Source organism: Pseudomonas sp. YY-1, from assembly GCF_002843095.1.
Taxonomy (GTDB): Bacteria; Pseudomonadota; Gammaproteobacteria; order Pseudomonadales; family Pseudomonadaceae; genus Aquipseudomonas; species Aquipseudomonas sediminis_A.
Genome location: NZ_PJLX01000001.1, coordinates 446889 through 458475 on the forward strand (window position 1 = coordinate 446889; position 11587 = coordinate 458475).

Consider the following 11587-nt stretch of genomic DNA (forward strand, 5'->3'; position numbering starts at 1 on the left):
AATCTCCATGACTTCGAGCATTCTCGCTGCGCGGAACCTTAGCAAAGTGGTCAGCAGCACGGAAGGCGAGCTGACAATCCTTCATGACCTCGACCTCGACCTGAACAAAGGCGATAGCCTGGCCATCGTCGGCAGCTCTGGCTCCGGAAAATCCACCCTGCTCGGCCTGCTGGCTGGCCTCGACCTGCCCAGCGGCGGCGCCGTATTGCTGGCCGGCAACAACCTCAGCGAGCTCGACGAGGACCAGCGTGCACGCCTGCGCGCCGAGCACGTGGGTTTCGTCTTCCAGTCGTTCCAGTTGCTCGACAGCCTCAACGCGCTGGAAAACGTGATGCTACCGCTGGAGCTGGAAGGTCACGCCGATGCCCGCCAGCGCGCCCGAGCCCTGCTCGAACGCGTCGGCCTGGGCCAGCGCCTGACCCACTACCCGCGCCAGCTTTCTGGCGGCGAACAACAGCGCGTGGCCATCGCGCGGGCCTTCGCCGCCGAGCCCGACGTGCTGTTCGCCGACGAACCCACTGGTAACCTCGACAGCCACACTGGCGAACGTATCAGCGACCTGCTCTTTCAGCTCAACCAGGAACGCGGCACCACCTTGGTGCTGGTCACCCATGACGAGCGCCTGGCGCACCGCTGCCAGCGCCTGATCCGTCTGGAAGCCGGACACCTGATCGACCGCGTGGAGCCCTGATGAAGCGCGTGCCCTTGACTCGCCTGTTTTCGCTCGCTGCCCGCCAATTGCTACGCGATGCCCGTGCTGGCGAGTTGCGGGTGCTGTTCTTCGCCTTGCTGGTCGCGGTGGCAGCGAGCAGCGCCATTGGCTATTTCAGCGCACGCCTGAATGACGCCATGCTGCTGCGCGCCAGCGAGTTTCTCGCCGCGGATCTACGCCTCAGCGGTAGCTCACCCGCCAGCCAGGAACAGATAGACGCAGGACTCAAGCTGGGTCTTGATCACGCCCAGGCGGTGGAGTTTTCCAGTGTGGTTGCCGCTGCGGATGGCATTCAGTTGGCCAGCGTCAAGGCAGCCAATAGCCTTTATCCGCTGCGTGGTGAACTGAGGAGCGCAGCCGAACCCTACGCACCAGAGGAAGCGGGTTCCAGCCCGCACCCCGGTGAAGTCTGGGCCGAAGCACGCCTGATGGTCGCGCTGAACCTGAAGATTGGCGATGAACTGGAAATAGGGTCCAAGACCCTGCGCTTGAGCCGAGTGCTGACCTATGACCCCGACACCGCTGGCGATTTCTACAGCCTGACGCCGCGCGTGCTGATGCACCTGGACGACCTTGCCGCCACCGAGGTGGTGCAGCCTGGCAGTCGCGTGCGCTTCCGCGAACTCTGGCGCGGCGATGCCGACGCCCTGGCCGCCTACCGCCAGGCCGTAGAAGCCGGTCTGGAGCCCAATCAGCGCCTGGACGACGCCCGCGACGGTAATCGCCAGGTAGGTGGCGCCCTCGGCCGTGCCGAACGCTATCTGAACCTGGCCAGTCTGGCGGCGGTGCTGCTCGCCGGCGTCGCGGTGGCACTGTCGGCGGCACGCTTCGCCGCACGGCGCTTCGACGCCAGCGCCCTGCTGCGCTGCCTCGGGCTGTCGCGACGCGAAGCGCTGGCACTGTTCGGCCTGCAACTGGCGCTGCTCGGGCTGGTTGCCTGCGTGATCGGCGCGCTGCTGGGCTGGGCTGGCCAGCACGTGCTGTTCTATCTGCTGCGTGGCCTGATTCCTGATGACCTGCCACCTGCCAATCTGTGGCCTGCATTGGCCGGGATGGCCACCGGGCTGGTGGCACTGGCCGGTTTCGCCCTGCCGCCGCTGGCTGCGCTCGGCCGCGTGCCGCCGCTACGCGTCCTGCGCCGCGACATGCTGCCGGTACCGGCCAGTTCCTGGCTGGTCTATGGCGCGGCGCTGGTTGCGCTGGGCCTGATCATGTGGCGCCTGAGCCTGGATCTGAAACTGACGCTGGCACTGTTGGGTGGCGGTCTACTCGCCGCATTGCTGCTCGGCGGTCTGCTGCTGCTCGGTCTGCAAAGCCTGCGCCGCCTGTTGCAGCGTGCCTCCCTGCCCTGGCGCCTGGGCCTCGGCCAACTGCTGCGCCATCCGCTGGCGGCAGCCGGACAATCGCTGGCGTTCGGTCTGATCCTGCTGGCCATGGCACTGATCGCCCTGCTGCGCGGCGAGCTGCTCGATACCTGGCAGGACCAGTTGCCGGAGGACGCGCCCAATCATTTCGCCCTCAATGTGGTGCCTGCCGAGCGCGATGCCTTCGCCGCGCGCCTGGCTGAACTGTCGCCACACCCGGCGCCACTGTATCCGGTGGTACCGGGTCGCCTGATCATGATCAACGACGAACCGGTACGCCAGCTGGTGACCAAGGAAAGTCGCGGTGAACGCGCCATCCAACGCGATCTGAGCCTGACCTGGGCCGAGCAGTTGCCGTCGGACAACCAGATCATCACCGGCAGTTGGTGGAAGGCCGAGCACGCCAGCGATCTGCCTGGCGTTTCCGTCGAGGCCGAGTTGGCCGAAAGTCTGCAGCTGAAGCTCGGCGACCGCTTGCGCTTCAACGTCGGCGGCATCGAGCGCGAGGCGCAGGTCACCAGCCTGCGCCAGGTGGATTGGGACAGCTTCCAGCCCAACTTCTACATGATCTTCGAGCCGCAGACCCTGCAGGATCTACCTGCCACCTACCTGACCAGCTTCTACCTGCCGCCTGGCCAGGATGCAGAGCTGATCAAGCTCAGTCGCGCCTTCCCCAGCGTCACCTTGCTGCAGGTCGATGCCCTGCTTGCACAGCTGCGCAGCATCCTCGCCCAGGTCACCCTGGCCATCGAATACGTGCTGCTGTTCGTGCTCGCGGCTGGCATCACCGTTCTGCTCGCAGGACTGCAGGCGACCCTGGATGAACGTATTCGTCAGGGTGCACTGCTGCGCGCTCTGGGCGCCGAGCGCAAGTTGCTGATCAGCGCCCGACGTGCCGAGTTCGGCCTGCTCGGCGCAGCCGCCGGCCTGCTCGCCGCGCTGGGCTGTGAGCTGGTGAGTTTCCTGCTCTACCGCTACGCCTTCGATATGAGCTGGCAACCGCACCCCTGGCTGCTTCTGCTGCCGCTGATTGGTGCCTTGCTGATCGGTCTGGCCGGTGTTCTCGGCACCCGACGCGCACTCAATGCCAGCCCGCTGAGCGTGCTACGTGAAGGCTGAGAACCCTGAGAGGGGTTTGCTAGACTTGGCGCCCCTCTTCAGATCCTGAACACCATGAGCCGCTATCGCCCCCCTCGCCCTGCCGGTACACCACTGATCACGCCCGAAGGCGAAGCGCGCCTGCGCGCCGAGCTGCACGAGCTGTGGCACGTGCGTCGCCCGCAGGTGACGCAGTCGGTCAGCGAGGCCGCGGCCCAGGGCGACCGCTCGGAAAATGCCGAGTACACCTACGGCAAGAAAATGCTGCGCGAGATCGACAGCCGCGTGCGCTTTCTCACCAAGCGCCTGGAGAAGCTCAAGGTCGTCAGCGACAAGCCGTCCGACCCGAACAAGGTGTACTTCGGTGCCTGGGTCACCATCGAAGACGAGGACGGCGAGCAGTCGCGCTACCGTATCGTTGGCCCGGACGAACTGGACCTGAAGCAGGGCCTGATCAGCATCGACTCGCCACTGGCCCGCGCCCTGGTCGGCAAGGAACTGGATGCCGAGGTTCGCGTGCACAGCCCCAGCGGCGAGAAGACCTGCTACATAGTCGAGATCGATTACCTCTAGGTGCTCGCGAATACTGGTGCTTGAAGAGCTTCGCGAGCAGAGCTCGCTCCTACGCAGATGGCCGGCTTCGCAACCCGACTAACGCCGGGTGATCAGCCCCTGGCGCGCCACACGCACCAGCTCACCGACGGTTTGCGCCAGGTCCTCGGCGCTCGGCGCCTGGATCACCGCTAGGTCAAAACTATCCCGCGCGAAGCGACTCAACGACTCACCGTTCTGCACGAACTGAATGCGAAAGGCACGTGACCCAGCCCAGCGCTTCGGCCAGCCTTCGAGATAGCGAAGCAAGGTAGGTTGGTGACTGCCGCCCAGCAGCACGCGCGGATTGCGCAGCAGCAGGCCCGAAGTGATGGGCGCTAGGCGAATAAGGGGTTGGGGACAGATCATGGTCGCGTCTCCGCCTCGAGAATGCCGCTGGGCAGCGGTGAGAGGCGACACCGAACCAGCGCTTTAGCGGAATTTCAGGCGCTGATGACAACACCCTGTGGCGCCCCGCAAGTAGCTGTTTAAATCGGCGCAGCGCGCATCCTAGAGAAGCCCACGGCAAACTGTCAAGGCGCACCCAGCGTTACCCCAACCTTCGATTGGGCGGCGGCTAATCGGCCCACTTACCCCCTTCTAAACCACCCCGCCACCGCCTCAAAAATCACACGATGAACAGATGAGTCGAGGCTTTTTGCATGATCTTGCGTGTCGACACGTAACAGAACTTAGCCAGCGATATCGCCGCCAGCTCGCACCAATATCAACAAAAGTCCCGGGTTAGAGGCTTCGCTTGTGATTCAGCGACGCTGGCATGCTTCCTGCCATCAATCTTGCGCCGTACGCGCCACAGGATGGGCGTGATTTGTGTTGCTGGAAGCAGCTGACCGCCTCAACAAAATCCATCGAGAGCGCCCATGAAAAACAATAAAACCCTGCTCGCCCTCTGTCTCGGTACCGGCCTGCTCGCCAGTGGCCAGACCCAGGCTTTCTGGTTCGGTTCATCCGGCTATACCCAGACCAAATACCCCATCGTCCTCGGCCACGGCATGCTCGGTTTCGACAGCATCCTCGGCGTCGACTACTGGTACGGTATCCCGGCCGCTCTGCGCCGCGATGGCGCCAGCGTCTATGTCACCGAAGTCAGCCAGCTGGACACCTCCGAAGCACGCGGCGAGCAATTACTGCAGCAGGTCGAGGATATCATCGCCATCAGCGGCAAGGGCAAGGTCAACCTGATCGGCCACAGCCACGGTGGCCCGACCACCCGCTATGTCGCCGCCGTCCGCCCGGACCTAGTCGCCTCCGTCACCAGCGTCGGCGCACCGCACAAGGGTTCGGCCACCGCCGACTTCCTCAAGGGCATCAGCGACGGCCCGGCCGGCCCGGTTGCCACGCCGCTGCTGGTGGGTATCGTCAACGGCCTGGGGACGCTGATCAACTTCCTTTCCGGCAGCTCCAGCACCACGCCACAGAATGCACTGGGCTCACTGGAATCGCTCAACAGCCAGGGCGCAGCGCGCTTCAATGCGAAGTTTCCGCAAGGCATTCCCACCAGCGCCTGCGGCGAAGGCGCCTACAGCGTCAATGGCGTGCGTTACTACTCCTGGAGCGGCACCAGCCCGCTGACCAACCTGCTCGACCCAAGCGACCTGCTGATGGGCGCGTCCTCGCTGACCTTCGGCAGCGAAGCCAACGACGGCCTGGTCGGTCGCTGCAGCTCGCGCATGGGCCAGGTGATTCGTGACAACTACCGGATGAACCACCTCGACGAGGTTAACCAGACCCTGGGCCTGACCAGCCTGTTCGAGACCGACCCGGTGACGGTCTACCGCCAGCACGCCAACCGCCTGAAGAACGCCGGGCTCTAAACAGCCAAGCCTCGTAGGGTGTGTACGTCGCACCCTACGAGGCATCAGCTCTAATCCCGGTCCGACGCCTTACTGGAAGCTGCCGTGAAGAAAGCCTTATTCATCCTACCTCTACTGATCGCCGCCAGCCTGGCGTTGATGCTCTACCTGCAACCCGGACACCAAACCACCCACCTCACCCCTCCCGCCGCCACGGCTGCGCCGCCCGCGCCGCAGCCGGCTCCCCAGGCAATGACCCCGAGCGTCGAGGACGCGCAGAAGCAGAAGAAGGTCAGCAAGCTGGCCCTGCCCAGCTCCTTCGTAGGCACCGAAGTCGACGGCCGCTTTCGCGTGGATGCCGCCGGCAATCTGGTCATCAGCGAAGATATCCGGCGGATCTTCGATTACTTCCTTGCCAGCGTCGGCGAAGAAAGCCTGGATGCCAGCGTTTCACGCCTGCGCAGCTACATCGACAACCAATTGCAGGAACCGGCGCGAACCCGCGCACAGACGCTGCTGGAGCAGTACCTGAGCTACAAGCGCGAGCTGGTTATGCTGGAGCGCGACCTGCCGCAAATGGCCAGCCTCGATGCCATGCGCCAGCGCGAAACTGCCGTACAAGCGCTGCGTGCGCGCCTGTTCGACAACGAGACACACCTGGCCTTCTTCGCCCGTGAGGAAGGCTACAACCGCTTCACCCTGGAACGCCTGGCTATCCAGCACGACGGCAAAATGAGCGCAGAGGAAAAAGGCGTTGCCGTCGACCGCCTGCGCGCCTCCCTGCCGGAAGAGCTGCATGACGCCGTATTGCCACAACTGCAACAGGAACTGCGGCAGAACACAGCCCGACTGCAGGCCGAGGGCGCCAGCGCCGCGCAGATCCGCCAGATGCGTCAGCAATTGGTCGGCGCCGAAGCCACCACGCGCCTGGAGGCGCTGGATAGCCAGCGGCAGAACTGGCAGAAACGCCTGGATGGCTATCTCGCAGAGAAAGCGCGAATCGACGCCAGCGAAGGCCTCAGCGCGGGTGACAAACGTGCGGCAATCGAGGCCCTGGCCGCCGAACGTTTCGATGAGCGTGAGCGCCTGCGCCTGGATGCTGCCGAGCAATTGGCAGCCGCCAGCAAGAAACAGTAGCGTCAGGCGCTGTCGCGCATCACCAGTTCGAAACCGACGTCAATGCAGTGCTGTTCCGGCATTTCGCCACGCATCAGCGCCAGCAGCATGTTCGCCGCCAGCTCGCCGATACGCCCCCGGGTGGTACGCACCGTGCTCAAGGCCGGATGCATCCAGGCCGCCGCAGGCAGGTCGTTGAAGCCGGCGATGGCCAGGCGCCCTGGCACATCCAACCCCAGTTGCCGTGCGCGGAACAGCGCACCCATGGCCAGGTCGTCGTTGTTGAAGAACACCGCATCGATCTGCGGCTGCTGCGCCAGCAGGCGGTCGAGCAGTTCGGCGCCCAGGCCGATGGATGACAACTGCGGTGTCAGCAGCTCCAGCGCCGGGTCGTGGCGATTGAGGTACTGCATCACCTGGCGATAGCCCTCGGCACGCTGCAAGGTACGCGGATCGAGCTGCGCCGCGGCGAAGGCGATATGGCGGTAACCACGCTGCACCAGGGCACGGGTCATGGCGGCGCCAGCGTCTACCTGAGAGAAACCGACGCAGTAGTCCTCCGGCTCCTCGCTCAGCTCCATCAGCGTTACCAACGGGCAACTGCTGGCGCCGAGGATTTCCCGCGCCGCGTCGCTGCGCTCGAACCCCGTAAGCAAGAGCCCAGCTGGCTGGTGCGCCAAGTAGGAGCGCAGCAGGCGCTCGTCCTCCTCCACCCGATAGTGGCTGACGCCAATCATCATCTCGAAGCCGGCCGGCATCAGCACACGCTGGATGGCCTCGACGGTATCGACGAACACCGAGTTGGACAGCGACGGAATCACCACCGCCACCAGGTTCGAACGCGAACTGGCCAGCGCCCGCGCGGCAGGGTTGGGCACGTAGCCCAGCGACTGGGCCGCGCGCATCACCTGCTCGCGCAGCGCATCGGAAACCCGCCCCGGCTGCGACAGGGCGCGCGAGGCAGACATCAGCGAACAGCCTGCTGCCTTGGCCACATCGGACAGGGTGACGCGTTCGGCGGACCGGCGACGGCGTTGAGTCATAGCGCCTCCATTGTTTACCAGTGTGCGATTCTACCAGCCCCGCCGATGAATAAAGCGCGGGACACGCCGCCCGGGGTAACGTCACCATGCAAGGAGCGTTACCACCTGCGTGCCCCGCGAAACTGCAAACCTGCCCACGATCGGCTGCGCGTCAGTCGCACCTGAACATGGGCAAGTTCTTATAGAGCGGCCTTCTCGGCTTCAGCCTGGACCTGATCGAACAGTTGCTGGCCCACCGTATCGACAACTTTCTGGATCGCCGGCGCGGCCTGCTCACGCATGCGCTGCACTTCGGCTGGCTCCACTTCGTTGATCTGCATGCCCTTCTCCTTCAGCTCGGCCAGGGCGCGGGCTGCCTCCTCGCGGGTATCCTTGCGCTCGAAGTCACGCGCCTTCTTGGCCGCCTCCAGCAGGATGTTCTGCTCGGTCTGCGACAGGCCGTCCCACCAGCGCTTGGACACGGTGACGATCCACGGGCTGTACACGTGATTGGTCACGGTCAGGTACTTCTGCACCTCGTAGAACTTCGAGGAGAGGATGGTGTTGAACGGGTTTTCCTGGCCGTCGACGGCCTTGGTCTCCAGCGCGGTGAACAGCTCGGAGAACGGCAGCGGCACCGCGTTGGCGCCCATCAGCTTGAAGGTCTCGAGAAACACCGGGTTGGGCATCACGCGCAACTTGACCCCGGAGAAATCCTCCAGCTTGCTGATCGGACGGCTGTTGTTGGTCAGGTTACGGAAGCCGTTTTCCCAGTACACCAAGCCGACCAGGCCTTTCTCTTCCAGCTTGTCCATGACCTGGCGGCCCACCGGGCCGTCGAGCACGGCATCGGCTTGCTCGGCGCTGCTGAACAGGAACGGCGTGTCCCACACCGCCATTTCCTTGGTGATACCCACCAGAGTCGCGGTAGAACCGACCATCATTTCCTGCGCGCCACCGATCAGTGCGCTCTGCATCTGATCGTCTGAGCCCAGGCTGGCGGCGCCGAAAGTGCGCACCTTGAGTTTGCCGTCGGAAGCCTTGGCCACCTCTTCGGCGAACAGCTTGGCCGCACGGCCCTGGTTGCTGTTCTCGTTGAGACCATAACCGAAGCGGATCATGCGCGAACGCACGTCATCGGCATGGGCAGTGAAACTGGCGAGCGGGCTGCACAGCATGGCAGCAGTGAGGATGGCGAGCAGTGGACGTTTCATCGGGACTACCTCTTATTGTTGTGAATGATGACGGCGCGCCAGCGCCGCTGGGTCAACTCAGCGCAACCAGGCCAACGGCACGGTAACGATGGACGGGAATGCCACCAGCACCGCGACGATGATCAGATAGATCAGGAAGAACGGCATGACGCCGCGTACCAGCACTTCCATGCGCAACTTGCCGATACCGCCGACGACGTTGAGTACCGTGCCAACCGGCGGGGTGATCAGGCCGATGGAGCCGATCAGTACGAACATCACGCCGAAGTACACCGGATCGACGCCGGCCTTGATCGCGATAGGCGCCAGTACCGGTGCCAGAATCAAGATGGTCGGCGTCAGGTCGAGCACCATGCCTACCGCGATCATCAACAGCATGATCGCCAGTACCAGCAGTCTTGGATGATCAGCCAGTGGCCCGAGCATGGCGCCGATCTCGTCCGGCAGCTGGGCCAGGGTGATCATGTAGGCCGATACCGTGGCAGCGGCGCAAAGGAACATCACCGACGCCGTGGTGCGGCTGGCGCGGGTCAGGGTCTCCATCAGATCGTTCCAGCTCAGCTCGCGATAGAGCAAGGTGGAAACGGCAAGAGCGTAGACAGCCGCAACAACCGCCGCTTCGGTAGGGGTGAAGATGCCGAAACGCAGACCGCCAACGATGATCACCGGCAACATCAAGGCAGCGGCGCCATCGATCAGCACACGGCGACGCTCGGCGGCAGTTGCCTTGGGCGGCGTCGGCTCGGTGAAGCCGCGGGCGATCAGCGTCCAGGCGACAATCAGGCCTGCGCCCATGATCAGCCCCGGCACCAGCCCCGCCATGAACAGCTGGCTGATGGAGGTGTTGGTGACCACACCGTAAATCACGAACGGCATCGATGGCGGAATGATCGGCGCGATGATGCCGCCAGCGGCTACCAGGCCCGCCGAGGAATGCACGGGATAACCACGCTGGCGCATCATCGGCAACAGCAAGGTGGCCAGCGCCGCAGTATCGGCCAGTGCTGAACCGGACATACTGGCCAGCAGCACGGCAGCGGCGATGGCAACGTAACCGAGGCCTCCGCGCAGGTGGCCACAGTAGGCCTGGGCCATGGCGATGATACGGCGAGAAATACCGCCGGCGTTCATCAGCTCGCCGGCCAGGATGAAGAAAGGTACCGCCAGCAGCGGGAAGCTGTCAGCGCCGGCCAGCAGGTTCTGCGCCAGCAACTGCACGTCCCAGAAATCCAGGTACCACATCAGTACGGCCGCGGTAAGGATCAGGGCAAAGGCGATGGGCATGCCGAATGCCATGAACCCCAGCAGGGAAGAAAGAAATACCGCGACAGTCATCGGCAGGTCCTCGGTGGGCAGTGCCCGTCTTGTTGGAATGGAGCCAGCATCATTCGACGTGCGCCTGGCTCAGGGCCGGCTGCGGCGTACGCCGCCAGAGGTTGATCAACTGCACCACGGCGAGAATCGCCAGCACCAGCATGCTCGCCAGCACCGGCAGCATCGCCAGCACCACTGGGTAACCAACCACCGTACTGACGTTGCCCCAGCCGAACTGCACCTGATTCCAGGCGCCCAAGGCCGAGAGCAGGCTCGCTCCTGCCACGAGAATCCAGCTCAATGAATCCACCAGTCGCTGCGCCAATAACGGGAAGCGGTCGCGAATCATGCGGAATGTCATCAGCTCGCCCCGCCGCATCCCAGAGGCCACGCCGACGAATACCAGCCAGACGAAGGCCAGGCGCGACAACTCTTCTGCGCCAGGCCAACCCGTGCCGAATGCGTAGCGCAGCACCACGTTGGTGAACACCGCCACCACCATGAAGGCCATCAGCACCGCCATCATTCCATCGGTCAGGCGATCGAACAGGCGCGCGACGCGCCCCTCATAGATGGGTTCGGCACCTAGCTGAACCGCTTGGTTAGCGCTATCAATTTCACTGTCGAGCATATCCTGAGCCCGGCTCGACACGGCCTCCGCCGCTTCGCGACGTACCCAGGCCTGGATCTCGGCCACCAACGTTTGCCGCGACTGCTGCGCATCGACGACACGTACGTATGGTTCACCTGCCGGGCTTTCGAGAGTGGCGAACTGGCTGTCAACCAGCGAAGTCGGCATGAAATGTCCAGGCCGAGCACCTACTCGCTGCACAGCGGTCGCGTGATCGATATCCAGGTGCACGAACTGCAACCCCGGAATCGCCTGACGCAAGCGCTCGCGGTAGGCGCGCTTGAGCGCCGAGCAGGCCAGCACAAAGCACTCACCAGCGGCCTGCGCGGCCAGCATCTGCTCGCACAGCGCATCCAGCCAGTGGCGACGGTCTTCGTCGCTCAGCGGGGTGCCCGCGCGCATGCGCTCTACGTTCTCAGGGGGGTGGAAATGATCGGCTTCGATATGACGCCAACCGAGGGCAGTGGCGACTGCCTGGCTGATCTCGCTCTTGCCGGAGCCACTGACACCCATGACCACCAGGGTGGTACGGGCAGGCAGTGCGGGAGGCTGCTGTTGCATGGGAACTCCATGGGCACCATCAAGGTGGTACCGCTCATTGTTTGAGCCGAATGTTAGCGCTATCCAAATCGTTCGACAACCCTCCCCTGGCAACATTTCGTAGAGCATTTTCATTAATGATGATCGTCCAGCTATGGCTCGTTGCTGGCT

At 64.0% G+C, this 11587-nt stretch carries 10 protein-coding genes; 5 read left to right on the forward strand and 5 right to left on the reverse strand.

Annotated elements, in window-relative coordinates; genetic code table 11:
- The first annotated feature begins 7 nt into the window (after positions 1–7).
- Genes CXP40_RS02105 through greB form a run of 3 tightly spaced genes read left to right on the forward strand, consistent with a single transcriptional unit; the run spans position 8 to position 3747 of the window.
- Positions 8–691: an ABC transporter ATP-binding protein gene (locus CXP40_RS02105; protein WP_099524335.1), complete on the forward strand. Its 684-nt coding sequence runs from the start codon at positions 8–10 to the stop codon at positions 689–691.
- A complete protein-coding gene (locus CXP40_RS02110) occupies positions 691–3195 on the forward strand; it encodes an ABC transporter permease (protein ID WP_106732383.1) in 2505 nt (834 codons plus the stop codon). Before CXP40_RS02105 ends, CXP40_RS02110 begins: the two co-directional genes overlap by 1 nt.
- 54 nt (positions 3196–3249) lie before the next feature.
- Positions 3250–3747 (forward strand): transcription elongation factor GreB, encoded by a 498-nt coding sequence (greB, locus tag CXP40_RS02115; RefSeq protein WP_106732384.1) that lies wholly within the window; start codon positions 3250–3252, stop codon positions 3745–3747.
- 78 nt (positions 3748–3825) lie between these two features.
- On the opposite strand, the gene CXP40_RS02120 is transcribed toward greB, so the two are convergent.
- Entirely contained in the window at positions 3826–4134 is a 309-nt protein-coding gene (locus CXP40_RS02120; protein WP_017676783.1) for a hypothetical protein, read from the reverse strand.
- A gap of 512 nt (positions 4135–4646) precedes the next feature.
- On the opposite strand from CXP40_RS02120, the gene CXP40_RS02125 reads away from it, so the two are divergent.
- On the forward strand, positions 4647–5600 hold the full coding sequence (locus CXP40_RS02125; RefSeq protein ID WP_106732385.1) for a triacylglycerol lipase: 954 nt from the start codon (positions 4647–4649) through the stop codon (positions 5598–5600).
- A gap of 84 nt (positions 5601–5684) precedes the next feature.
- Complete coding sequence (locus CXP40_RS02130; RefSeq protein WP_106732386.1) at positions 5685–6716, forward strand: lipase secretion chaperone; 1032 nt, start codon at positions 5685–5687, stop codon at positions 6714–6716.
- Between the two features lie 2 nt (positions 6717–6718).
- On the opposite strand, the gene CXP40_RS02135 is transcribed toward CXP40_RS02130, so the two are convergent.
- From CXP40_RS02135 to CXP40_RS02150, 4 genes are all read right to left on the reverse strand, one after another.
- A complete protein-coding gene (locus tag CXP40_RS02135; protein WP_106732387.1) occupies positions 6719–7738 on the reverse strand; it encodes a LacI family DNA-binding transcriptional regulator in 1020 nt (339 codons plus the stop codon).
- A gap of 179 nt (positions 7739–7917) precedes the next feature.
- Positions 7918–8931, reverse strand: coding sequence for a TRAP transporter substrate-binding protein (locus CXP40_RS02140; RefSeq protein WP_106732388.1), 1014 nt, complete (start codon positions 8929–8931; stop codon positions 7918–7920).
- Positions 8932–8988: 57 nt separating this feature from the next.
- Entirely contained in the window at positions 8989–10266 is a 1278-nt protein-coding gene (locus CXP40_RS02145; protein ID WP_106732389.1) for a TRAP transporter large permease, read from the reverse strand.
- Between the two features lie 49 nt (positions 10267–10315).
- Entirely contained in the window at positions 10316–11437 is a 1122-nt protein-coding gene (locus CXP40_RS02150) for a gluconokinase, GntK/IdnK-type (protein ID WP_106732390.1), read from the reverse strand.
- Positions 11438–11587: the final 150 nt, after the last annotated feature.

Bases quoted from the DNA above. Each gene is read 5' to 3' on its own strand.
- CXP40_RS02150 (WP_106732390.1), bottom strand. From the start codon at position 11,437: ATGCAACAGCAGCCTCCCGCACTGCCTGCCCGTACCACCCTGGTGGTC.
- greB (WP_106732384.1), top strand. From the start codon at position 3,250: ATGAGCCGCTATCGCCCCCCTCGCCCTGCCGGTACACCACTGATCACG.
- CXP40_RS02105 (WP_099524335.1), top strand. From the start codon at position 8: ATGACTTCGAGCATTCTCGCTGCGCGGAACCTTAGCAAAGTGGTCAGC.
- CXP40_RS02135 (WP_106732387.1), bottom strand. From the start codon at position 7,738: ATGACTCAACGCCGTCGCCGGTCCGCCGAACGCGTCACCCTGTCCGAT.
- CXP40_RS02125 (WP_106732385.1), top strand. From the start codon at position 4,647: ATGAAAAACAATAAAACCCTGCTCGCCCTCTGTCTCGGTACCGGCCTG.
- CXP40_RS02140 (WP_106732388.1), bottom strand. From the start codon at position 8,931: ATGAAACGTCCACTGCTCGCCATCCTCACTGCTGCCATGCTGTGCAGC.
- CXP40_RS02145 (WP_106732389.1), bottom strand. From the start codon at position 10,266: ATGACTGTCGCGGTATTTCTTTCTTCCCTGCTGGGGTTCATGGCATTC.
- CXP40_RS02110 (WP_106732383.1), top strand. From the start codon at position 691: ATGAAGCGCGTGCCCTTGACTCGCCTGTTTTCGCTCGCTGCCCGCCAA.
- CXP40_RS02120 (WP_017676783.1), bottom strand. From the start codon at position 4,134: ATGATCTGTCCCCAACCCCTTATTCGCCTAGCGCCCATCACTTCGGGC.